Below are 23211 nucleotides of genomic sequence, written 5' to 3' on the forward strand. Positions count from 1 at the left end.
GCCACGCATCCAGATGCGAATCGTTATCATTACACGCGTTTCAAAATCTTTCAAGCCTTCGGCTGGCGCTCGGTGAAAACGAGGCCACGGCGGAACGGCGGCAATGCCCCTTCACGGCGTCGAGTCTTCGAGCCTTCACGGATTCAAGCCTTCAAGCCGATCTTCAGCAAATCCCGCCGGCAACCCGCACGCAGCCCGCCTACCGTGCCGCGTCGCGCGTAGTCTGCTGCACGGGCGGCAGCGCGGAAAGCGAGGACGAGCAGGCCTGCAGCGCCGCCATCGCTTTTCGCGCGACGGCCAGCGTTTCCTGGCACACGAGCGGGCGCACCGAGTGCGGACAGCCGCCGTTCGCATCGATTCGAGCCAGCGCGTCGCGCACTTTGCCGAGTGCCGCCTCGGGCGAACCGGCGTCCTTGACGAGGTGGGCAATGTCGAATGCGCTGCCCGAAGGCAGTTCGACGTAAGCGGGACATGCCGATTTGGCGAAGGCGTCCGTCACCGGCATGGCAACGAGGAAAACGGCCGCGCACCAGACTGGAACGCGCGACCCGTCGGGAATGTCTTGCATGATTCGCCGCTCCCGTCCGTGATGCCCGGCCCGACGGGCCGGCGCACGCGCCGCAGAGGCCGGCGGCGCAAACCCTGGCGGCCAGCGGCAAGGCCTGACCGCAGCCCACTGCGCTCCGGCGAAGGGTCCACGCCGAAGCGAGCCATGCTCAATGCATTCTAAGAGACCGTGCCGACAATTCAACGTCGCGACGGACGCTTTGTGCGGTGACGCACTTGGCAGAGCACTTTGCAGTGCGTTTGCAGACGGTCTGCAAACGCTTTGAAGACATCTCGCGCCGTGCTCGCCACATGGGCGCAAGAGCCGCATTTGTCGTACCCGACAGAGCACGCAGAGCGCTGGAGACCCGCCGCAGATCACGGCCGCTCACAACCCCATCAAGCCTGCGCCTCCGCCAGCACCTGCCGCACCACCTGCTCGAACGCTTCCACGGGCTGCCCGCCTGTCACGAGATAGCGGCCGTTGAAAATGATGGACGGCACCGACTGAATGCCCATCGACTGGTACTGCGCTTCTTCCGCGCGCACCTCGTCGGCGTAGGCGCCGCTTTGCAGCACCTGGCGCGCCGCGTCGGCGTCGAGCCCTACCGATCGCGCCGCCTCCACCAGCACTTCGTGATCGCTCGGGTCTTTGCCTTCGCCGTGATAGGCGCGCAGCAGCGCGAGCTTGAGCGGCAATTGCTTACCTTCGATGCCGGCCCAGTGCAACAGCCGGTGCCCGTCGAAGGTGTTGTAGACGCGCGTGCGCGGACCGAAGGTGAAGCCCACGCTCTCGCCGCGCTCGCCGATCATCGTCTGGGTCTCGGCGATCTGCTCGGGCGTACGGCCATATTTCTTGCCGAGATAGTCCACAATGGCCTCGCCGCCCGGGCCCATCTGCGGATTCAGTTCGAAGGGATGCATCACGACCTGCGCGTCCACCTCGTTGCCAAGGCGTGCGTGCGCAAGTTGAAGCGAAGAAAGGCCGACGGCGCACCACGGGCACGCGATATCGGAGACGAAATCGATTCTGAGCGGTTGGGTCATTGCGTTCCTGAAAGCGATAGCGGTTGCGGCCGCGCCCTGTGCGCAGCGTGAGGCGCACAGGTTAACCGGAATCGCTGCAGGCCGCTGAACGCGTCCGTGCACCTATGCGCTCACGCCATCGCCTCGTCCCGCACGTTGAACTGCGCGACGGCCTCATAGAGCCGCGCGCTCTGCGCTTCCAGCGAGAGCGCCGCCGCCGATGCTTCCTCCACGAGCGCCGCGTTGCGCTGCATCGTCTGCTCCATCTGCGTCACGGTGGCGTTCACCTGCTCGATGCCGGCGGACTGTTCGTCGGAGGCGAGGCTGATCTCGTTCATGATCGTGTTCACGCGCGCCACCGCATCGACGAGCGCGCTCATGGTCGAACCCGCCTGTGTGACGAGCTTGCTGCCGTCCTCCACCCGCTGCGTCGAGTCGCCGATCAGTTCCTTGATCTCCTTGGCCGCCGATGCACAGCGCTGCGCGAGCCCGCGCACTTCGGCCGCGACCACGGCGAAGCCCCGGCCCTGCTCGCCCGCGCGCGCCGCCTCCACCGCGGCGTTGAGCGCGAGGATGTTGGTCTGGAACGCGATGCTTTCGATCACGCTCACGATGCCCGCGATCTTCGACGCGCTCTCCGAAATCGAGCCCATCGTCGATACGGCGCGCTGCATGGCATCGCCGCCGCGCGAGGCGAGATCTGCGGCGCCCGCGGCATGGCTGCGCGCGTCGCGCGCGTTGTCGGCGTTCTGGCGCACCGCCGCCGTCAGTTGCTCGACGCTCGCGGCCGCTTGCTGGAGCGAAACCGCCTGCTGTTCCGTGCGAGCGGAAAGGTCGACGTTGCCGCTCGCAATCGCGCGCACGTCGCCCACGATGGTGTGTGCGCTCGTGCGCACCTGCAGCACCGTCTTCGCGAGCCCCGTCTGCATCTGCTTGAGCGCGTCGAGCAGATACGCCATCTCGTTTCGGCGCGTCGCCACCACGTGAGCGGTGAGATCGCCCTGCGCGATCTTCTGGAAGTGATCCACCGCGAGATGAATGGGCCCCACCACCGCCTTTGCGAGCGCGCGCTGCGCCACCACGCCGATCACGAGCGCGAAGAGCGCCACGGCCGCCATGCCGCCCACAAGCTTGCGCAGGCGCGCATCCGCCGCTTCGTAGCGGGCTTTTTCGCGCGCCACCTGGAAGTCTTCGAGCGCGCCGATGGCCTGCTGGTAGGACGCGAAAAGCGCGGGCGGCATCTCGCGCTGGGTCTGGAGAAAATTGAACGTGTCGTCCTGATCGAGCTGCGCGAGCGCCTTCGTGACCACCTGATCGAGCAGCGCCTGGCGGTGTTGCTGCAGCGTGGCGACGAGCGCCTGTTCCGCCGCGTCGGCCGCATGCAGGCGTGTGTAGGCGTCGAGTTCCGCATTGCTTTGCGCGAGCAGTTCATGCAGCCGCGCAATCGCCTCTTTCGCCGGCTGCCCCGCGCTCAGCATCTGCCCCACGTCGCCCAGCGCGCCGCGCAGCACGAGCATGCGTTCGGAACTGGTTTTCAGATGCAGCAGCGCGGCCGTATCGTCGCGATACATGGCTTCGAGCGAGGCGTTGCCCGCATAGAGCCCGGCGATGCAGGCGCCCACGACGAGCATGAGCAGGACGGTATAGCCGCCGATGGTCGCGGCCAGCCCGCCGCGGATGGTGAGTTGTTTTCGCATGACGTGCCCTGAGGCGCCAGCCGGCGCATGCCGGCTGGGCGCGGGATACCCCGGTTCGGATGAACGAGCTGCGTGTGGCGCCCGGCAATCGAACGAGGAATCGAACGCGTGTCGAACGATTGATCGCGGGGCCCAATCGGGATGACGTCAGAACACGTCAGGAAATTTTGCGCGCATCCGACATGGATATGACGAATTGCGCCAGCGGCGCACGGGCTGGGCTCAGTCAGATGCGTCGGCGAGATGCGTTGGCGCCCTGCCCAACCTTCATTGACCGCCGGTCAGCGCCCTGGCATAGAGCGACGAATCGGCGAAGCCTTCCGCAGCCAGCACGCGGCCCACGAGAATCAGCGCCGTGCGTTCGATGTCGGTCTGCCCGACTTTCCCCGCGATGTCGGCGAGCGTGCCCGTCACGCGTTCCTCGTCCGGCCAGCTCGCGCGGTAGATCACCGCGACGGGGCAGTCCGCACCGTAGTGAGGCAGCAGTTCGTCGACGATGCGCGCAATGTGACGCACGCCCAGATGAATCGCCAGGGTGGACCGATGACGCGCGAGGTCGCCTAGTTGCTCGCCCTCGGGCATCGCGGTCTTCGTTGCATAGCGCGTGAGAATCAGCGTCTGCGAGATGCCGGGTAACGTGAGTTCGCAGCCGAGCGCCGCCGCGCACGCCGCCGTCGCCGTCACGCCCGGCACGATTTCGTATGGAATCCCGAGCGCGCGGATGCGGCGAATCTGCTCGCCGATCGCGCCATAGAGCGACGGGTCGCCCGAATGCACGCGCGCCACGTGCTGCCCGTTTCGATGCGCCTCGGCGAGCAGCGCGACGATCGTATCGAGATCGAGATCCGCCGTATTGACCACGCGTTCAGCCGTGTTGCCCGCGAGCACGGCGGGCGGCACGAGCGACCCCGCATACAGGATCACGGGACAACTGCGCACGAGCCGCTGCCCCTTGACCGTGATGAGTTCGGGGTCGCCTGGCCCCGCACCGATGAAGTACACCGTCATTCGTTCGCTCCGTGATGATTCGTCGGATTACCGCCGGTGCGCGGCGCGCCATGCGCGGATGGCGTCGAGCAGCGCTGCTGCGTCGTCGAACGCGCGGTCCGCTTCGGGCAGCGTAGGCCGCTGCAGCAGGATCACCGGCAAGCCGCGTTCGCGCGCCACGTCGAGCTTCGCTTCGGTCGCGACGCCACCGCTGTTCTTGCTGACCACGACATCGGTGCCGCACTCGTCGAACAACGCGCGCTCGCCTTCCAACGTGAACGGACCGCGCGCGCCGATCACGCGGCAACGCGCGTTGCCGGCATGCGCGTCGAGGCAGCGCACGGTCCAGTATTGATGCGCGGGAATTTCGTCGAGACGCGCGAGCGGCTCGCGCCCCGAGGTGAAGAGCGGCCGCGCGAACGGCGCGAGCGCCGCCATCAGTTCGGACCAGTTGCGCACGAAACGCCAGTCGTCGTGCGGCCCCGGCTGCCATGCGGAACGCCGCAGCGCCCAGCACGGCACGCGAGCCGTGCGGCACGCCGCGACCGCATGCCCGCTGATGTTCGCCGCGTACGGATGCGTAGCATCGACCACGAGGTCCATGCGCTGCTCGCGCAGATACCGCGCGAGCCCGTCGCTGCCGCCGAAGCCGCCCACGCGTACCTGGCATGCCAGATCGCCGGGCACCTTGCCGAGTCCCACGAGGCTATAGACGTCGTCGCGCGCCAGACCTCGCGCGATCCTGAGCGCGTCGCCCGTTCCGCCGAGCAGTAACAGGCGCTTCATCGTGCTTCGCCGACGAAGCGGCCCTCGCGGTTGATGGCGAACATTTCCACGGCGACTTCGGGCGGCACGATGCCGCGCGCCACCTCGAGCGCCTCGCGGCACACGATGTCCCCCAGCGCGATGCCCTCTGCCTGCGCAAGCGCGAGCGCCTGCTGGCTCGTGTTGGACGCGCGCATCGCGGCCTGCAGTTCGTCGCTCGCGCCGTGTTCGGCGGCCCATTGCGCGAGCAGCGGCAAATCGATGCTCGACTGCCGGCTGTGCAGATCGAGGTGCCCGGCGGCGAGCTTGCTCAACTTGCCGAATCCACCGCACAGGCTGAGCCGGGCGACGGGCGCGCGACGCAGATGCTTGAGCACGGCGCCCGCGAAGTCGCCCATTTCGATCAGCGCCATGTCGGGCAGGCCGTAGCGGCGACGCATGGCGTCTTCGCTGGCGTTGCCCGTGCAGGCGGCGATATGCGTGATGCCGTTGGCGCGCGCCACGTCGATACCTTGATGGATCGACGCGATGTAGGCCGAGCACGAGAACGGCCGCACGATACCCGTGGTGCCGAGAATCGAGAGCCCGCCCACGATGCCGAGCCGCGGGTTCATGGTCTTGAGCGCGAGAGCCTCGCCGCCTTCCACGCCGATCGCCACCTCGAAGCCGCCCGTGTACGCATACTGCGCCGCGAGTTGCGCGAGGTGGTCGCGCATCATCTGGCGCGGCACGGGATTGATCGCAGGTTCGCCGACGGGCACGACGAGCCCGGCGCGCGTCACGGTGCCCACGCCGGGCGCCGCGTGAAAGCGCACGCCGGGTTCCGTGCTCAATCGCACGCGCGCGAAGACCACTGCGCCGTGCGTGACGTCGGGGTCGTCGCCGGCATCTTTCACGGTGCCGGCTTCGGCACCCTCGGCGCCATCATGACCGTTCACGAAGCGGCAGTACTTGAGCCTCATCGCAACGTGCTGCCCCTTCGGCAAGACGATTTCAGCCACATCACGTGTCTCGCCGCCCAGCAGCAGACGCGCCGCCGCGAGCGACGTTGCCGTCGCACAGCTTCCCGTGGTGTAGCCGCTGCGCAGTGGCCGCGGCGTTTCAGACGTTTCGTCGCGCATCATCGTTGCTCGCCGTTGCGAGCGGTCGCGCCGCCGTCATGGGGTAAAGGGGGTAAAGGCTTCGTGACTTCGTAGAGCGTGACCGGTAGCGCCGGCCGCCATGTGTCGAAGCTGCCCAGCGGCAGCGCCTCGTTGAGTGCGATGCGCGTGAGCGTGCCGCCGCAACGGTCGCGCCACGCCACGAGCGCAGCGTCGCCCTGCAACGTCACCGCGTTGGCCACGAGCCGGCCGCCTTCGCGCAGGTTCGACCAGCACGCCTCCAGCACGCCGGGCACGGTCACGCCGCCGCCGATGAACACGGCATCGGGTGCCGGCAAGCCGGCCAGCGCATCGGGCGCACGGCCCGCCACCAGCACGAGCCCGGGCACGCCGAGCGCGTCGCGATTGTGCTCGATGAAACGCTGGCGCCCCGCATCGGCTTCGATAGCAAGGGCACGACATGCGGGATGCGCGCGCATCCATTCGATACCGATCGAGCCGCTGCCCGCGCCCACGTCCCAGAGCAGTTCGCCGGGACGCGGCGCGAGACGCGCGAGTGTGATGGCGCGCACGTCGCGCCTGGTGAGCTGGCCGTCGTTGAGAAAAGCGTCGTCGGGAAGACCGCAGGTGAGCGGCAACGAATGCGCGCGCATGGCCTCGCATGCGAGGGCTACGACGTTGAGCGCGGCCACGTCCTTTGCTTCATCGGTCTGCCAGGCGGTTGCGAGCGTGTCGATGCGCCGTTCGCGATCGCCGCCCAGATGCTCGAACACGTGCATGCGCGTGGCACCGAAACCGCGCTCGCACAGCAGCGCCGCGATGGCGGCCGGCGAGCCGCCGTCGCGGCTCAGCACGAAGATGCGCGCGCCGTCGTGAAGATGTGCATTCAGTGCCGCAAGCGGGCGGCCCACCAGCGACACCACCGCCACTTCCTGCAACGCCCACCCGAGCCGCGCCGCCGCGAGCGAAAGCGACGACGGCGCCGGCAGCACGCGCCATTCGTCGGCGGGCAATGCACGCGCGAGCGTGGCGCCCACGCCGTAGAGCATGGGGTCGCCGCTCGCGAGCACGCACACCGGCTTGCCGCGACGCGCGAGCACCGGCGCAATGTCAAACGGCGAGGGCCAGGGCTCGCGTTGAGCCCCAATGCGCGCGGGCAGCATGGCGAGGTGCCGCTCGCCACCCACCACCACATCTGCTTCAAGCAACGCGCGCCGCGCGGCCCGGCCGAGCCCGGCAAACCCGTCTTCCCCTACCCCCACCACCGTCAGCCAGGCCGGCATCGCATCGTTTCCTTTGAGCTTGATCAGTGCCGCCTCGCCTTCGCTTGTTCGGGCTTCCATGCGGCCTCGCCACGGGGTCGTGCCCGTCGCAAAAAAGAGGATAATACCGCCTCGCCGGTGCCCTACGGGGCTGAAAAGGGAACACAGCAAAGCTGTGGCTGCCCCCGCAACTGTGAGCAGAAAGTCCGCGCCGCCACGCGCCACTGGACGATCGGGCAAGCCAGCCGATCCACCGGGAAGGCCAGCACGGACGCCGGGTCGCACATGGTGTTCAACGCGTTTTTTCGTGCGTCGTCCATGAGGCAACCCGGCAAGCTGCGAGCCAGGAGACCTGCCGGCAAGAACGTTCGTGCAAGCCAACACCGGGCGGGGTGCACCGGTGCAGCGTGCTCTCCTCGCCACGCAGGGAGCGCACCTGGCCGCAGCGCGACGCCTGATTCTTCGTTGAGCCTTCTCACCGATTTCACTGAACGAGCGCTGCGCATTGAGCCACGATTTCTCTCTTTCGCTTCGGCCTTCCGCCTGTCCCGCGCTTACGCGCATCGTGAGCGCACGCGACGGCGGGTTGTGCCGCATCAAGCTGCCCGGCGGCGAACTGCTCGCCGCGCAGGCCGTCGCGATTGCCGAGGCGGCCAGCGAACACGCTTCCGGCGTGATCGAACTGACGAACCGGTCCAACGTGCAACTACGCGGTGTGCGGGCCGGTCACGAGGCCGCGTTGATCGCGCGGCTGCTCGCGGCGGGGCTCGGGCCGCGGCAACTGCCGGGCGCGTCGCCCTTTGCGTCCGACGCGTCATGCAACGCTCCGTCGTTGACCCCGCGCCTCGCTGCCGCCGACGACGTGCGCAACGTGATGGTGAGTCCCACCGCGGGCCGCGATGCCGGCGCGCTCATCGACACGCGTCCGCTCGCCGCGCAAGTGCTCGCGCTGCTGGAAGGCGAGCCGCGTTTCGCGGCGCTCTCGCCGAAGTTCGCGTTGCTGCTCGACGGTGGCGAGCAGCTCGCGGCGCTCGATCATCCGCACGACATCTGGCTCTCGGCCATCGCGCCCGAACAACATGCCGACGAAACGTGGTTTGCGTTCGGCCTCGCGGGCAAGCCTTCGTGCACGCAGCGCTGCGCACTGGCCGCCGTGCAGACGGCCAACGTGCCCGCGCTGGTTCGCGCGCTGCTCACGCTCTTTCTCGACCTCGCCGGCCCCGACGACACGCGCATGCGCCATCTCGTCGCCTCCCACGGCGAGGCCGCGCTGCTCGAACACCTGGCACGCCGTATCGATTTTCCGTTGCACCGTGACGCCGCCGTCGACGCGTGGCGCCGCCAGCCGGCCGATGCATCGCTGCGATTCGGCGCGCATCGGCAACGCGATGGCGAACGCTGGTACGTGGGGGCCCAGCCGCCGCTCGGTCGGCTCGATGCGCCCGCGCTGCACGAACTCGCGCGGCTGGCCGAACAGGTCGCCGAAAAGCACGGCCACGCGACACTGCGCGCCACACCGTGGCAAGGCCTGCTGCTGCCCGACCTCGAAGCGGCCGCGCTAGCGCAGGTCGAACGTGGGCTGGATGCACTCGGACTGATCCAGGACGCGCGGCATCCGCTCGCAAGGCTCGTCGCGTGCGCCGGCTCACCGGGCTGCGTGAAGGCGCATGCCGACACGAAAGCCGATGCCCTCGTGCTCGCGCCGCACCTACCCGCGGACATGAACGTGGAAGTCCACCTGAGCGGCTGCGTGCGCTCGTGCGCCGCCGCGCACTGCGCGCCCTATACGCTGCTGGCGGTGGAACCGGGACGCTACGACGTCTATCGGCGCATCGAGCAGGCGGCCGCGCAAGCGCCTTCCGATGAAAACGAAGCTTTTGACCTGGCCTTGCGCCCCGAAAGCCCGCGCTTCGAACACCCGCGCTTCGGCGAACGCCTCGCTGCCCACCTCACCCTCGACCAGGCTGCCCGCATCCTTCACGCGGCACGCCCGGACGCCGGAGTTTCTTCCCATGCTTGATTACGTCCGCGACGGCCAGGCCATCTACCGCGAGTCTTTCGCGACGATACGCGCCGAGGCCGATCTCTCCCGCATCCCGCCCGACCTCGAAAAGCTCGCGGTGCGCGTGATCCACGCGTGCGGCATGGTCGATATCGTCGAAGCGCTCAAGTTTTCGCCGGGCGCCGGCACGGCGGGGCGCGAGGCACTCAAGCGCGGCGCCCCGATTCTCTGCGACGCCCGCATGGTGGCCGAAGGCGTCACGCGCGCGCGGTTGCCCGCGGCGAACCCGGTGCTCTGCACGCTCGGCGACCCGGCCGTGCCGCAGTTGGCACGCGAGCTTGGCAACACGCGCTCGGCTGCGGCGCTCGAACTGTGGCGTCCTCATCTGGAAGGCAGCGTGGTCGCCATCGGCAATGCGCCTACGGCGCTCTTCCATCTGCTCGACATGCTCGACGCGGGCGCGCCGCGGCCCGCGCTGATTCTCGGCTTTCCGGTGGGGTTCGTGGGCGCCGCCGAATCGAAAGCAATGCTCGCCGCCGACAGCCGCGGCGTGCCCTACGTGATCGTGGCAGGCCGGCGCGGCGGCAGTGCGATGGCCGCGGCCGCCGTGAACGCGCTCGCCTCGGAGGCTGAATGACGACACAGAGGACGACAGAGCGCACGACACAGCGCGGGCGACTCTACGGCATCGGCGTCGGCCCCGGCGACCCCGAGCTGCTCACGCTCAAGGCGCTGCGTTTGCTCAAGGCCGCGCCCGTGGTCGCGTATTTCGTCGCGAAGGGCAAGAAGGGCAACGCGTTCAGCATCGTCGAAGCGCACCTCGCCCACGAGCAGATCCAGTTGCCCCTCATCTACCCCGTAACGACCGAAACGCTTGCGCCACCGCTGTCGTACGAAGCCATCATCGCGGACTTCTACGACACGGCCGCCGCCGTGGTGAGCGCGCATCTGGATGCAGGCCGCGACGTGGCCGTGATCTGCGAAGGCGATCCGTTCTTCTACGGCTCGTACATGTACCTGCACGACCGCCTCGCGCCCCACTTCGACGTAGACGTGGTGCCCGGCGTCTGTTCGATGCTGGGCGGCGCGGCGGTGCTGGGCGCGCCACTCGTCTATCGCAACCAGAGCCTTTCGGTGCTCTCCGGCGTGCTGCCCGAAGACGAACTGCGCCGCAGGCTCAAGGACGCCGATGCGGCCGTCGTCATGAAACTGGGCCGGAACTTCGAGAAGGTGCGGCGCGTGCTGGATGAACTGGGTCTCGGCAGCCGTGCGCTCTACGTGGAGCGCGCCACGATGGCGAACCAGCGCATCGTGCCGCTCGCCGACGTGGACCCCATGGCGTCGCCGTATTTTTCGCTGCTCGTCGTGCCGGGGGAAAAATGGCAAGGGTAAGCGCACCGCCCGCGATCGTCGTGCTGGGGCCGGGGGCGCTCGACACCGCGCGACGCATTCAGGCGAGCTACGCGGGCGCGCAACTGCACGGGCTGCACGCGCGCGTGGATGCCGACGTGGCGTTCACCGAACTCGGCGTCCATCTGCGCACGCTCTACGCGCAGGGCACGCCCATCGTGGCGCTGTGCGCGGCGGGCATCGTGATTCGCAGCCTCGCGCCCGCGCTTGCGAACAAGGGCAGCGAGCCGCCCGTGCTCGCCGTGGCCGAAGACGGCAGCGCCGTCGTGCCGCTGCTGGGCGGACTTGCGGGCGTCAACGTGATGGCGCGCGAGATCGCCGCGGCGCTCGGCGTAGCGCCCGCCATCACGACGAGCGGCGAACTGCGCTTCGGCACCTGCCTGCTCAATCCGCCGGAAGGCTACGCGCTCGCGAGCCTCGAACAAGGCAAGCGTTTCGTCTCCGATCTGCTGGCGGGCGAGCATGCGCGCATCGAAGGCGAAGCGCCGTGGCTCGACGGCGTGCCGTTGCCGGTGGACGCATCCGCGCGGCTCACGATCCGCGTGACGGCCCAGGTACCGGACGAACGGCGCGATGAACTCGTGGTGCATCCGAAGAGTGTGGTGGCGGCCGTAGGGGATTTGAACGCGCCGGATAGCGCGCATACGGCCTGCAACGATGGCGCAGCGAAGAACGGCGCGCACGACCTGACGGCGAAGAACAACACGAGCGGCGAAGAGAACCATCTGGACTCGGCCGACCACTCAATCGCAGCACCCGGCCTCAACAGCCGTTCCGGTTCCGATGGCGAACCCGACTCGACCGGCACGCCAATCACCAAGGCCGCCTCCATCGTGCACCGCGTTCACGAGGCGCTGCGCGCGCAAGGTTTGGCACCGCTTGCACTCGCCGCATTGCTCGCGCCTGAAGAGCGCATGGACGACAACGCCCTCGAAGAAGCGGCGCGCTCATTGGGCGTGCCGCTGCGGTTTAGCGCCGCCGGTGACGCAACGGAGCAAGGCAGCGCGCCTCACGAGCGCGCCGGACAACTGCTCCGCACAGCGTTGCGCGTGCCTCACGAAATCCATACGCACCACAACGGCATTGCCCTCGCCGTCGCGTCGCGACCCGTTGCGGCGGCTCTGCCAGGTGCGGCGCGCGGACGCGTGACGGTGGTGGGTCTGGGCCCCGGCAGCGCCGAACTGATGGTGCCGGCCGCACGCACGGCGCTCCATGAGGCCACCGACATCCTCGGCTATGCGACCTACGTGAACATGGCCGGCCCGTTCCGCGACGATCAGCGCGTGCATCCCACCGACAACCGCGAAGAGCTTCAGCGCGCGCGCCACGCCTTCGCGCTCGCGAGCGAGGGGCGGCGCGTCGCGATCGTCTCGTCCGGCGACCCCGGCGTATTCGCGATGGCAGCCGCCGTGCTCGAAGCGCTCGATACCGCCGACCACCCGCGCTGGCGCAAGGTAGCGCTCGCCATCGTGCCGGGCGTTTCGGCGGCGATGGCCACCGCGGCACAGGCAGGCGCGCCGCTGGGCCACGACTTCTGCATGCTCTCGCTCTCGGACAACCTCAAGCCCTGGCGCATCATCGAGCAACGGCTGCGCCACGCCGCCGAGGCCGATCTGGTGATGGCGTTCTACAACCCGATTTCCCGCGCGCGGCCCTGGCAGCTCGACCGCGCGCTCGACATCGTGCGCGGCTACCGCGCGCCGCAGACGCGCGTGGTGCTGGGCCGCGACATCGGCCGGCCCGGCGCCACGCTCGTCACGACGACGCTGGGCGCCTTGCGCGCCGATCAGGTGGACATGCGCACGATGGTGATCGTCGGGTCGTCGACCACGCGCGGCGTGGCAGGCGGCCCCCACGGCGAGTGGATCTATACGCCGCGGTGGTATGAGGCGTAAGGGCGGGTTGGTGCGCCGGCTTTTTTCAGTCGTGACCGGTCTGCCGCGCCCTGCTCGCCGCTCACCTCATCCGGTCAGCGCTTGCGCCCGCACCCACTCCGCGTCCCACGCCTGCGCGAGCCGGCCGCAAACCTGAAGCGCCGGCACCTCGCGCTCGAAGTCCACGAACACGATGCGATCGGCCCAGGCCGGCTTCGCGGGACGTTCGCTGCTGCGGCCGTCGGTGAGAATCCAGAGCGCGCGGTGCTGTGCCGGTTGTCTGCGCGCGGCACGCTGAAGCACCTGGCCCGCTGTGCGCAGGCCGAGCGCGAAAGGCGTTCCGCCTCCGCCGCCCACGGGCGCGAGCCATCGTTCGTTCCACCAGCGCGGCACGCCCGGACCGAAGCGCACGTCAGCGCGCACACCGCCGAAAGAGACCAGCGCCACCTCGACGCGTGCCCGCGCCGCGGAATCGAAGCAGCGCACCAGCAGGCCCTTGGCGAGCGCGAAACGTTCGCCGCCCAGCATCGACGCCGAGCAGTCCAGCACGAAGCAATGCAACTCGCCGCGCTCCGCGGTTTGGCGCACGTAGCGCAGATGGTCCGCGCGCAGCGGCGCGTTGCGCTTGCGCGCGAAGGTGGCGGGCCACGCGATGCGCGTGCTGCTGCCTGTGCCGATGCTCGTGCGAGGTCCGCCATCGCGCCGTGCGCTCACGCCCACTTCACCCGGCCATCGGAATCCGCTGCGCGAGTCAGCGGCGGCGCCTTTCCGATGGCTCAGCGTTTTTTTACGGACAGCGGGATCACGCCCTTCACGTTGGCGATGTCCGTGTGCTCGGGCGCAAGGTAGCCCCAGTCGCGCTCGCCGCCCGGGCTCGGCGTTCCGGCGTCGGGTTGCGCCGCTGCCGTGTGCGGCGGCGATCCATGACGAACGTCGCCGCCTTCTGTGGAACGGCCTTTCTCTTCGTGAGCGGCGCCAGCCGTGTCACCTCGCGGTGCAGACGACGAGCCAGGCGATGCAGCCCGCTCGCCGCGTTGCCCGCCCTCCTCCTCGCGTCGCCGATGCCGCAACACCGCGGGCGCCACGCGGTCCACGTGTGCGGTCGTGATGGCCGTGGCGCGCTCCAGCGCGGCCAGCGCGCGGGCTGCACGCAACATGACGAGGTCGGCACGCAAGCCGTCCACGCCCGCTTCGATGCAACGCGCGCTCACGTCGGCGTGAATCGCGTCATCGAAGGCGAGCGCGGGCAGCGCTTCACGTGCCTCGCGAATGCGTTGCGCCACGGCTTGCTGCTCGTCGGCATAGGCGCGGCAAAACGCATCGGGGTCCGCGTCGAATGCGAGCCGCGTCTTCACGATCTGCTGCCGCGCGGCCACATCGAAGCAGTTGTCGAGTTCGACCATGAGCCCGAAGCGGTCCAGCAACTGCGGGCGCAGTTCGCCCTCTTCCGGGTTCATGGTGCCGATCAGCACGAAGCGCGCCGCGTGGTTGTGCGACACGCCGTCGCGCTCCACCACGTTCACGCCGCTTGCGGCGGCGTCGAGCACGGCGTCCACGAGCGCGTCGTCGAGCAGGTTCACCTCGTCCACGTACAGCACGCCGTGATGCGCCTGCGCGAGCAAGCCTGGCGAAAACGTGACGCTGCCGCCGCGCAGCGCTTCGTTCAGGTCGAGCGAGCCCACGAGCCGCTCCTGGGTCGCGCCGAGCGGCAGCGTGACGAAGCGGCCCTCGGGCAGCAGTTCGGCCAGCGAGCGCGCCGCCGTCGATTTCGCCGTGCCGCGCGGCCCGCTCACCAGCACGCCGCCCACGCCGGGGTCCACGGCGGCGAGCAACAGCGCTTCGCGCAACGCGGTCTGGCCGACGAGGGCACTGAACGGATAGGATCGCGGCAACATGCCGGGCACAGATTCAGCGGATGCGTTCACGATGACCTCTCTTCAATGCGCTCGTCGATGGCGAGCAACTGGCTTTCGATCTGCGCGCGCCGTTCGCCGGGCGCCTGCCACAGGCCGCGGTCCATCGCCTCGATCAGCCGCTCGCACACCGAACGCAGCGCGTGCGGATTGTGCTGCTGCATGAAAGCGCGCGTGTCGGCGTCGTTGACGTAGGCGTCCGCCACCAGCGCGTATTGATGGTCCGAGACGACGCGTGCGGTCGCGTCGTAGCCGAACAGGTAGTCCACGGTCGCGGCGATTTCCGCGGCCCCCTTGTAGCCGTGGCGCTTCACGCCGTCCAGCCACTTCGGATTGACCACACGCGAGCGGATCACGCGCGCTATCTCTTCGGCGAGCGGACGCACGCGCGGTGCGGCCGGGTTGCTGTGGTCGCCGTGATAAACCTGCGGCTGCTGTCCCGCGAAATGACGGACAGCCGCCGTCATGCCGCCGTGGAACTGGTGGTAGTCGTTCGAATCAAGCACGTCGTGCTCGCGGTTGTCCTGGTTCTGGAGCACGACGTCGATGGTGGCAAGCCGCGTAGCGAACGCGCCGTGCGCGGCTTCGCCCGCGCCCGTCTGCGTGTACGCGTAGCCGCCCCAGGCGCGATACGCTTCGGCGAGGTCTTCGTCGGTCTGCCACTGGCGCGTGTCGATCATCTGTTGCAAGCCCGCACCGTAGGCGCCGGGCCGCGCGCTGAACACGCGCCAGCCGGCCCGCTGGCGGGCTTCCTGCGCGTCGAGCCCGCGTGCGATCCACGCGTCGCGCTCGCGCAACACGCGCGCGCGAATGGGGTTCACGTCCTCGGGCTCGTCGTCGAGATCCGCCACGGCCTGCACGGCGGCGTCGAACAGATGCATCACGTTCGGAAACGCGTCGCGGAAGAAGCCCGACACGCGCAGCGTGACGTCGATACGCGGACGCTCCAGCGCGCCCGCCGGCAGAATCTCGAAGTCCGTCACGCGATGGCTGCCCGCCGCCCACTTCGGCCGCACGCCGATGAGCGCCAGCGCCTGGGCGATGTCGTCGCCGCCCGTGCGCATGGTCGCCGTGCCCCAGACCGAGAGACCGATGGCGCGCGGATAGTCGCCGTGCTCCTGAAGATGCCGCTCCACCAACTGGCGCGCCGACTTCACGCCGAGCGCCCACGCGGCCTGAGTGGGAATGGCGCGCGTATCCACCGAATAAAAGTTGCGGCCCGTGGGCAGGACATCGGGGCGGCCGCGTGACGGCGAGCCGCTGGGGCCCGGCGGCACGAAGCGGCCTTCCAGACCGCGCGTGAGCTGGCGCAATTCTTCGCTGCCGCAGGCGTCGAGACGCGGCAGCACGTCGTCGCGCAGACGGTGCAGCACCTGGGTCGCGAGCGGCAAGGCGGTTGCTGCTTGCGCGGCATCGAGCAAACCGGCAAGGCGGGATGGCCCCGCATCCGCGCGAGCCGCTTCTGCCGCTTCTGCCGCTTCTGCCGCATCAATCCCTTCAGCCGCATCGCCCGCCGTCGCTTCGCAGACGCCTCCGAGCAACACCGCCGCCAGTTGCTCCAGTCGCTCGCGGGTGTCGCCGTTGTGGCGCCACGGCGCATCGCTCACGGCTTCGAGCCACGCGGGCCGCGGGCCGGTCCACGGTGTCGACCATTCCGCCGTCAGCGGATCGAAGCAATCAGCGATGCCGAGATCTTTCGCGAGCGCATCGATCAAGCCCGCGTTCGCGCCCTGGCCGTCGCCGGCAGGAAAGCGTGCGAGCGCGAGCAGCGTGTCGCGTCGCTCGCGCCCTTGGGGCGAATGGCCGAACACGTGCAGGCCGTCGCGAATCTGCGCTTCCTTCAGCTCACAGAGCCATGCGTCCACGCGCACGAGCAGCGCGTCTTCCTCGTCCGCCCCGCGCGGTTTTGCGACGCTCAGTTCCTCGTGCAGCCTGTGCTTCACGATGGTCTCGAGAATGCTTGCGCGCAGCAGCTTCGCGCGCCGCGCGTCGACCATCAGCGCCTCGTAGTATTCGTCGACCTGGCGTTCGAGGTCCTGCATCGGCCCGTAGTTTTCGGCGCGCGTGAGCGGCGGCATCAGATGATCGACGATCACCGCATGCGCGCGCCGTTTCGCCTGGCTGCCCTCGCCGGGGTCGTTGACGATGAACGGATAGAGATGCGGCGTGGGCCCCAGCGTGAGGTCGGGCCAGCACTGCTCGCTCAACGCCACGCTCTTGCCGGGCAGCCATTCGAGGCTGCCGTGCTTGCCCACGTGGACGATCGCGTCCACGCCGAACGTGTGGCGCAGCCAGAAGTAGAACGCGAGATACGCGTGCGGCGGCACGAGGTCGGCGTCGTGATAGCTCGCGTAGTCCGCAGCCTCGCGCGAGCGCGAGGGCTGAATGCCCACGAACACGTGGCCGCAGCGCCATCCCGCGATCATGAAACGGCCGCGGCGCACCGTGGGGTCCTGCTCGGGCGCCCCCCATCGTGCGTTCAGCGCGTCGCGCACCTCGGCGGGCAATGCGTTGAAGTGCGCGAGGTAGTCGTCGAGCGCAAGGCTCTGCAAGGCGGGACGCAGGTCGCGCACGGTGGGGTCGTTGGTTACGCCTTCGGTCAGGCGGTCCATCAACGCGGCGCCGTTTGCGGGCACTTCGGCCACGCGATAGCCTTCGGCAAGCAACGTTTGCAGAATGCCCACCACCGACGCCGGCGTATCGAGCCCCACGCCGTTGCCGATGCGCCCTTCGCTCATCGGGTAGTTGGCGAGCACGAGCGCCACGCGCTTGTCGCCGTTCGGCAAGCTGCGCAGCCTGCACCAACGCCGGCTCAACTCGCCCACGAACGCCACGCGTTCCGCGTCGGGCTGATAGCGCACCACGTCCACTTCGGTATGCGGACAGCGCCACGCGAAGCCCTTGAAACTCACGGCACGCGTGACGATGCGCCCGTCCACCTCGGGCAGCGCGACGTGCATGGCGATGTCGCGCGAATGCAGACCCTGGTTGTCTTTGAGCCAGTCGTCGCGATTGCCCGAACTCAGAATCACCTGGAACACGGGCGCGTCGCCCGTGAGCGCGAGCGATGCAGGGGCAGCGGGGTCATCCAGCGACGACGCCGCGAACGCCGTCGTATTGAGCACGAGCGCGACGCCATGGTCGGCACACAGCTGCGCGACGACGTCGCGGCTCATCGCATCTTTCAGCGACGTCACGGCGATGGGCAACGGGTTCATGCCGCGTGCTTCGAGCGCTTCGATCAGCGCATCGAACACGGCCGTGTTGGCGGCCTGCACGTGCGCGCGATAGAAGAGCAGCGCGACCACCGGCGCGCCTTCGCGCCAGCGGGCCTGCCAGTCTGCGACCGTCGGCAGGGTTGCCGCCGTGCGGGCCTCATTCGCGGGATTCGCCGGGTAGTACAGCATCGCAGCGGGCAGCGGCACGGGCGGCGCGGGCTCGCGGCCCCAGCCCAGCGCGTGCCAGGCGATGGCGCGCAGGAAGCCTTCGGCATTCGCGAGGCCGCCTTCGCGCAGATAGCGCCACAGTTGCCGGCACAGCGCGGCGTCGGCGGTGCTTCTCGCAATGAGATTCGGGTCTTCCTGCAAATCGCCCGAAAACATCGCCAGCGTCTGGCCCTTGCGCTGCGCGAGTTCCACCACGCGCTCGATGCCGTAAGGCCAATACGCTTCGCCGCCCAGATGGTCCACCACGACCACGCGCGCATGCTGCAACACGTCGTCGATATAGAAGTCCACCGACGCGGGCTGGCGCAGGAACGCGACATTCGCGAGCCGCAGGCTCGGAAAGCCCGGCCCCATGCGTTCGATCACGCTCGCGAGCAGCGAGAGCGTGGTGTCGGCCGAACTGAGCACGACGATGTCGGCCGGACGCTGGTCGATGCGGATCACGCCCGCCGTGTCGTCGACGAAACCGCCGGGTACGGTGCGCAGCAGATGCATGGCGGTCTAGCGTCCCGTGGCTTCGGCGGTGACGGAGGCCAGCGCCGCGTCGAACGCTGCTTGCAGCACGGCCTGATCGAGGTCTTCGCCAATCAGGACGAAGCGGCTCGTGCGCGCCTGATGGCCCATTTCGTCACGCATTTCATCCTCACGCCAGCGGCGGTCGAAGTAGCTGTCGAAGCGCCGGCCCACGCCTTGAATGACGAGCCGCATCGGCGCGCCGGGCAGCGCGGCGAAGCCCTTCGCGCGGTAGATGGTGTGACGTTCCACGAGCGCGCCCAGCGCCGCAATGGCCGCCTCGCGCGTGGCCGGCGCACCCGTGACGACGACCGAATCGAAGTCGTCGTGATGGTGATGGTCGGGATCGTTCGACGAGCCGTGATGGTCGGGACGTTGATCGATGGTGGCTTCGGACGCCGCCGCGAGCCCGAGCAACGCGGGCAGCGCAAGCTGACCGCCCTGCGCGCGCAGAATCTTCACGTGCGGCGGCAGTTCTTCGCGAATCAGCGCCTCCACGGCGGCCTGCTCCGCTTCGCCGATGAGGTCCGTCTTGTTGAGCACGACGAGGTCCGCAGCGCTCAATTGATCTTCGAACAGTTCGTGCAGCGGCGACTCGTGATCGAGATTCGGATCGGCGCGGCGCTGCGCGTCCACGGCGTTCGGGTCCGCGGCGAACTGGCCGCTCGCGGCGGCGGGTCCGTCTACCATCGTCACGACGGCGTCCACGGTGAAGCTGTTGCGAATCGAAGGCCAGTTGAAGGCCTGCACGAGCGGCTTGGGCAGCGCGAGCCCCGACGTTTCGATCAGCACGTGGTCGATCTGCGCGCGCCGCTCCACGAGCGCTTCCATCACGGGGAAAAATTCTTCCTGCACCGTGCAGCACAGGCAGCCGTTCGCGAGTTCGTAGAGCTGGCCTTCGCTCCCGTTGCCGCCTTCGCTGTCGCCTTCATCGCAGCCGATGCCGCAGCCCTTCAGTATTTCGCCGTCGATGCCGAGTTCGCCGAACTCGTTGACGATGACGGCGATGCGCAGGCCGTTGGCCTCGCGAAGAATGTGACGCAGCAGCGTGGTTTTGCCGCTGCCGAGAAAGCCGGTGACGATGGTCACGGGAATCTTGCGCATGAGTTCTGACATGCGGGGCCTCGATGGTTCAGGTAGTGGCCGTGCCACGCCGCACGATGCGCGCCTCACGCGTCGCATGGAAGGTGCATGAAGCAACCTGACTTGCCGAAGCAAAAGAAGCCACGCTGGAAAGCAGTCAGGCGCCCTGGCGGGTCGAGCCGATTGAGCAACGGCCGGCATGCGCATAACGATGCCGACCCAGCGGAACGCCGCTCACCCGCAGCGCCCACTCTTCGCTCTGGCCGGTATCCGGGCTGGCGAAAGCGCCGCTTCACCTTCCCACGCGAGTGATGTTGTTTCTCGCGCAGTGGTTGTCTGCATGCGCGGCCTTGCGCGCATACATCGAAGCCGGCTCCGCATCGCATGTCGCGATGCTTTCGCTTACCGTTGCGGGGGCAGCACAGTTTGGTTCGGACCGTGCGTCAATAGACGGCGAACCGCTGTTTCCCGTTTAACTGCGCGCGCAAGGAACGCGCGCGCGAGCACCAGATCGCCACGGAGTGTAGGTGCCACGGCAGGCTGCGTCAAGGAAGCCCGGCGGCTGCAAAGGCCCTGGGTGAGCGGCCTGGGTGAGGGGCTTGGGTCGGCGGCCTGTGCGAGGGGCCTGTGCTATCGTATGCGCCCGCCTGCGGATGGGCGCGGGCCTATCCAACCCAGTCGATTCAACCCAGCATGAGCCGCACCGCAATGCCGGATTCGTTGACCGCCGCGAACGCGCAAACCGCACAGCCGGTTCGCGACGCCGATGCCACGCATGCCACCCAAGCCACCGATGCCGCCAACCGCGCGGCCACCCACCGCTCGGGCCGCTCGCTCGTGCTCGGCATCGGCTGCCGGCGAGGCGTGTCGCTCGATCAGATCGAAGCCGCGGTGCAAGCGGCGCTGCGCGATGTAGCAGACGATGATGACGCTGCACACCGCGCTTCAACGCATATCGGCGAACACGTCGCCTGCCTCGCCACCCTCGACTCGAAAGCGCACGAGCCCGCCTTGCTTGCGTTCTGCCATCGCCACGCGTTGCCGCTGAAGGTTTTTTCCGCAGACGAGATCGCCGCCTGCCTGCGTGAGCACCCTGACCTCGCCCGTTCGCCCGCCGCGCTCGACCATGTCGGCGTAGCAGCCGTGTGCGAGCCGTGCGCGCTGCTCGCGGCGCGAGGCGGCCGGCTCGTCGCAGCGAAACGCGCCTGCGACGGTGTGACAGTCGCCATTGCCGACGCGCACGCATCCCGGCACAGCCCCAATCAGCCACCCATGAGGACACCATGAAGACCGATCCCGACGCGCATCAGCGCATGACGCAACGGCGCCGCGAAGGGCACGAGAAGAAGCAGGCGGCGGCCACCGTCGAAAAGGGCCTGCTGATCGTGCATACCGGCAACGGCAAGGGCAAGAGCACCGCCGCCTTCGGCATGGGCGTGCGCATGCTGGGGCACGGTCAGCGCCTTGGCGTCGTGCAGTTCATCAAGGGCGCGCTGCACACGTCCGAGCGCGACTTCCTCGGCACTCACCCGCAGTGCGATTTCGTGACCATGGGCGACGGCTACACCTGGAACACGCAGAATCGCGACGCCGACATCGCCACCGCGCGCAAGGGCTGGAACGAGGCCGTGCGCATGATCGAGAGCGGCGAATACTGCATGGTGATTCTCGACGAACTGAACACCGTGCTGAAGTATGAATACCTGCCGCTCGACGAAGTGCTCGGCGTGCTGCAAGCGCGCGACCCGAGCCTGCACGTCGTGGTGACGGGGCGCCATGCGCCGGATGCGCTCATCGACGCCGCCGATCTCGTCACCGAAATGCGGCTCGTCAAACACCCTTATCGCGAGCAGGGCGTGAAGGCCCAGCGCGGCGTGGAGTTCTGAAGTGCCGCATCTACCCGGTATGCCGCCGCGCTGCCCCGCGCTGTTCGTGAGCGCGCCGGCTTCAGGCCAGGGCAAGACCACGATCGCGGCTGGCCTCGCGCGCCTGCACCGGCGCGCTGGCCGGCGCGTGCGCGTCTTCAAGACCGGCCCGGACTTTCTCGACCCGATGATTCTCGCCCGCGCGAGCGGCGCGCCCGTGCAGACGCTGGACCTCTGGATGGTGGGCGAAACGGCCTGCCGTCAACTGCTGGCCGAGGCGGCGCGCGAAGCCGACCTGATCCTGATCGAAGGCGTGATGGGGCTCTTCGACGGCACGCCATCCAGCGCCGACCTCGCCGCCACCTTCAACGTGCCCGTGGCCGCCGTGATTTCCGCGAAGGCGATGGCGCAGACCTTTGGCGCCATCGCCTTCGGCCTCGCACGCTTTCGGAAAGACGTGCCCTTTTACGGCGTGCTGGCGAACCACGTTGGCTCGGCACGTCATGCGCAGATGCTGGAAAGCGCGCTACCCAACGATCTTCGCTGGCTCGGCCACGTCGCGCCCGCCACGGAGATGGCCCTGCCCGACCGGCATCTGGGCCTGCATCAAGCCGATGAAATAGACGACCTCGAAGCACGCATCGAACGCGCCGCAGATGCACTGGCCGATACCGCGCTGGCGCAGTTGCCACCCGCCATCGAATTCGCGGCCGAGCCGCGCGAGACGTTGCCGCCGCTGCTCGCCGGCCTGCAGATTGCCGTGGCACGCGATGCCGCGTTCTCGTTCATCTATCCCGCGAACCTCGCGCTGCTCGAAGCGCTGGGGGCGCACGTGAGCTTCGTTTCGCCGCTCGCGGACGAGCCCGTCCCTGCCAGCGCTCACGCGCTGTATCTGCCGGGCGGTTATCCCGAACTGCACGCCGCGACGCTGGCGGGCAATATGCACAAGGCGGCGCGCACCGCGGCATCCATTCGCGAGCACGCGGCAAAGAACAAGCCGATCGTCGCGGAATGCGGCGGCATGTTGTATTTGCTGGAAACGCTCACTGACGTGAACGGTGAATCGACGCCCATGCTCGGTCTGCTGCCCGGCCATGCCACGATGCAGGCGCGGCTCGCGGCGCTCGGCATGCAGGCGCTCGACACGACACACGGCACGCTCAACGGGCACACGTTCCACTACTCGCGCATGACGACGGCGCTTACGCCGCTGCGTTACACGCGCCATGTGCAAAGCGATGCGCAAGGCGAACCGGTGTGGCGGCATGGGTCGATCTTCGCGACCTATATGCACGGTTACTGGCCGTCGAATCCGGCGCTGGTCGCTGCGCTATTTCGCGGTGAGGCGGTCTGACGGCTGCCACCGCGATACGCCTCGGGCCCCACGCCCCACGGCCCACGCCTGATCAGGCGTCGAGCCCATCCACCTGGTCGCGCCCTTGACGGCCCGCGAACACGTCGTCCACGAAGCGCTGCCCCGCGGTGAAGCCGGCCATCAGCGCCGTGCTGGCGCTGTCGAAGGGCCGGTCGTTATCGTCGGACAAGTTCCATGCGGGAAACGCTCGGGACGACATTTCGTGCCGCACGCTCACGATGGCGAGATAGCCCGTTCGGACCAGCACCGTCCCACCGACGATGGCGTCCGGCAAGCTGTCCGCCTCGACGGTAATTTCATAGCCCCGATATTGATAGACGCGCTGCATTTCTTCCTCCCATGCAGCA

Annotated in this window: 19 protein-coding genes and 2 riboswitches; of the genes, 7 read left to right on the forward strand and 12 right to left on the reverse strand. The window is 68.5% G+C overall.

Annotation, left to right across the window (positions count from 1 at the left end):
* Positions 1-199 precede the first annotated feature (199 nt).
* From PKKP23_RS29265 to cbiE, 7 genes are all read right to left on the reverse strand, one after another.
* Positions 200-568 (reverse strand): hypothetical protein, encoded by a 369-nt coding sequence (locus tag PKKP23_RS29265; protein WP_017778287.1) that lies wholly within the window; start codon positions 566-568, stop codon positions 200-202.
* Between the two features lie 377 nt (positions 569-945).
* Positions 946-1593 (reverse strand): DsbA family oxidoreductase, encoded by a 648-nt coding sequence (locus PKKP23_RS29270; RefSeq protein WP_126879438.1) that lies wholly within the window; start codon positions 1591-1593, stop codon positions 946-948.
* 110 nt (positions 1594-1703) lie between these two features.
* A complete protein-coding gene (locus PKKP23_RS29275) occupies positions 1704-3269 on the reverse strand; it encodes a methyl-accepting chemotaxis protein (RefSeq protein ID WP_126879439.1) in 1566 nt (521 codons plus the stop codon).
* 267 nt (positions 3270-3536) lie between these two features.
* Positions 3537-4277, reverse strand: coding sequence for a precorrin-4 C(11)-methyltransferase (gene cobM, locus PKKP23_RS29280; RefSeq protein ID WP_126879440.1), 741 nt, complete (start codon positions 4275-4277; stop codon positions 3537-3539).
* Between the two features lie 27 nt (positions 4278-4304).
* The gene (locus PKKP23_RS29285) at positions 4305-5042 is read right to left on the reverse strand and encodes a cobalt-precorrin-6A reductase (RefSeq protein ID WP_126879441.1); all 738 of its coding nucleotides are present in this window, start codon (positions 5040-5042) and stop codon (positions 4305-4307) included.
* On the reverse strand, positions 5039-6142 hold the full coding sequence (locus PKKP23_RS29290; protein ID WP_126879468.1) for a cobalt-precorrin-5B (C(1))-methyltransferase: 1104 nt from the start codon (positions 6140-6142) through the stop codon (positions 5039-5041). The genes PKKP23_RS29285 and PKKP23_RS29290 overlap by 4 nt, the downstream gene beginning before the upstream one ends.
* Positions 6142-7404 carry a precorrin-6y C5,15-methyltransferase (decarboxylating) subunit CbiE gene (cbiE, locus tag PKKP23_RS29295; protein ID WP_126879469.1) on the reverse strand — a complete coding sequence of 421 codons (1263 nt, stop codon included), beginning with the start codon at positions 7402-7404 and terminating at the stop codon, positions 6142-6144. The genes PKKP23_RS29290 and cbiE overlap by 1 nt, the downstream gene beginning before the upstream one ends.
* Positions 7405-7502: 98 nt before the next feature.
* Positions 7503-7757: riboswitch (cobalamin riboswitch) on the forward strand.
* 131 nt (positions 7758-7888) lie between these two features.
* Between cbiE and cobG the strand changes: the two genes are divergently transcribed.
* Genes cobG through cobJ form a run of 4 tightly spaced genes read left to right on the forward strand, consistent with a single transcriptional unit; the run spans position 7889 to position 12690 of the window.
* Positions 7889-9403, forward strand: a complete 1515-nt coding sequence (gene cobG / locus PKKP23_RS29300; protein WP_126879442.1) for a precorrin-3B synthase — start codon at positions 7889-7891, stop codon at positions 9401-9403.
* A complete protein-coding gene (locus tag PKKP23_RS29305) occupies positions 9396-10022 on the forward strand; it encodes a precorrin-8X methylmutase (protein ID WP_126879443.1) in 627 nt (208 codons plus the stop codon). Before cobG ends, PKKP23_RS29305 begins: the two co-directional genes overlap by 8 nt.
* The gene (locus tag PKKP23_RS29310) at positions 10019-10777 is read left to right on the forward strand and encodes a precorrin-2 C(20)-methyltransferase (RefSeq protein ID WP_126879444.1); all 759 of its coding nucleotides are present in this window, start codon (positions 10019-10021) and stop codon (positions 10775-10777) included. The genes PKKP23_RS29305 and PKKP23_RS29310 overlap by 4 nt, the downstream gene beginning before the upstream one ends.
* The gene (gene cobJ, locus PKKP23_RS29315; protein WP_126879445.1) at positions 10765-12690 is read left to right on the forward strand and encodes a precorrin-3B C(17)-methyltransferase; all 1926 of its coding nucleotides are present in this window, start codon (positions 10765-10767) and stop codon (positions 12688-12690) included. The genes PKKP23_RS29310 and cobJ overlap by 13 nt, the downstream gene beginning before the upstream one ends.
* A 66-nt stretch (positions 12691-12756) precedes the next feature.
* On the opposite strand, the gene PKKP23_RS29320 is transcribed toward cobJ, so the two are convergent.
* The 4 genes from PKKP23_RS29320 to cobW are packed head-to-tail and all read right to left on the reverse strand — an operon-like array spanning position 12757 to position 19657.
* The gene (locus PKKP23_RS29320) at positions 12757-13389 is read right to left on the reverse strand and encodes a vWA domain-containing protein (RefSeq protein WP_126879446.1); all 633 of its coding nucleotides are present in this window, start codon (positions 13387-13389) and stop codon (positions 12757-12759) included.
* Positions 13390-13445: 56 nt separating this feature from the next.
* Entirely contained in the window at positions 13446-14564 is a 1119-nt protein-coding gene (locus PKKP23_RS29325; RefSeq protein ID WP_126879447.1) for a magnesium chelatase ATPase subunit I, read from the reverse strand.
* 26 nt (positions 14565-14590) lie between these two features.
* Positions 14591-18523 (reverse strand): cobaltochelatase subunit CobN, encoded by a 3933-nt coding sequence (cobN, locus tag PKKP23_RS29330; RefSeq protein ID WP_126879448.1) that lies wholly within the window; start codon positions 18521-18523, stop codon positions 14591-14593.
* 6 nt (positions 18524-18529) lie between these two features.
* Entirely contained in the window at positions 18530-19657 is a 1128-nt protein-coding gene (gene cobW / locus PKKP23_RS29335) for a cobalamin biosynthesis protein CobW (RefSeq protein WP_126879449.1), read from the reverse strand.
* Between the two features lie 211 nt (positions 19658-19868).
* Positions 19869-20150, reverse strand: a riboswitch (cobalamin riboswitch).
* A gap of 167 nt (positions 20151-20317) precedes the next feature.
* Between cobW and PKKP23_RS29340 the strand changes: the two genes are divergently transcribed.
* Genes PKKP23_RS29340 through PKKP23_RS29350 form a run of 3 tightly spaced genes read left to right on the forward strand, consistent with a single transcriptional unit; the run spans position 20318 to position 22843 of the window.
* Positions 20318-20911: a cobalamin biosynthesis protein gene (locus tag PKKP23_RS29340; protein ID WP_240659179.1), complete on the forward strand. Its 594-nt coding sequence runs from the start codon at positions 20318-20320 to the stop codon at positions 20909-20911.
* Positions 20908-21510, forward strand: a complete 603-nt coding sequence (cobO, locus tag PKKP23_RS29345) for a cob(I)yrinic acid a,c-diamide adenosyltransferase (protein WP_017778270.1) — start codon at positions 20908-20910, stop codon at positions 21508-21510. Before PKKP23_RS29340 ends, cobO begins: the two co-directional genes overlap by 4 nt.
* Positions 21511-21529: 19 nt before the next feature.
* Positions 21530-22843, forward strand: a complete 1314-nt coding sequence (locus PKKP23_RS29350) for a cobyrinic acid a,c-diamide synthase CobB (protein WP_126879471.1) — start codon at positions 21530-21532, stop codon at positions 22841-22843.
* A 52-nt stretch (positions 22844-22895) separates the two neighbouring features.
* On the opposite strand, the gene PKKP23_RS29355 is transcribed toward PKKP23_RS29350, so the two are convergent.
* Entirely contained in the window at positions 22896-23192 is a 297-nt protein-coding gene (locus PKKP23_RS29355; protein WP_017778268.1) for a hypothetical protein, read from the reverse strand.
* Between the last annotated feature and the right edge of the window lie 19 nt (positions 23193-23211).

Source organism: Paraburkholderia kururiensis JCM 10599 = LMG 19447 (assembly GCF_003986935.1).
GTDB lineage: Bacteria > Pseudomonadota > Gammaproteobacteria > Burkholderiales > Burkholderiaceae > Paraburkholderia > Paraburkholderia kururiensis.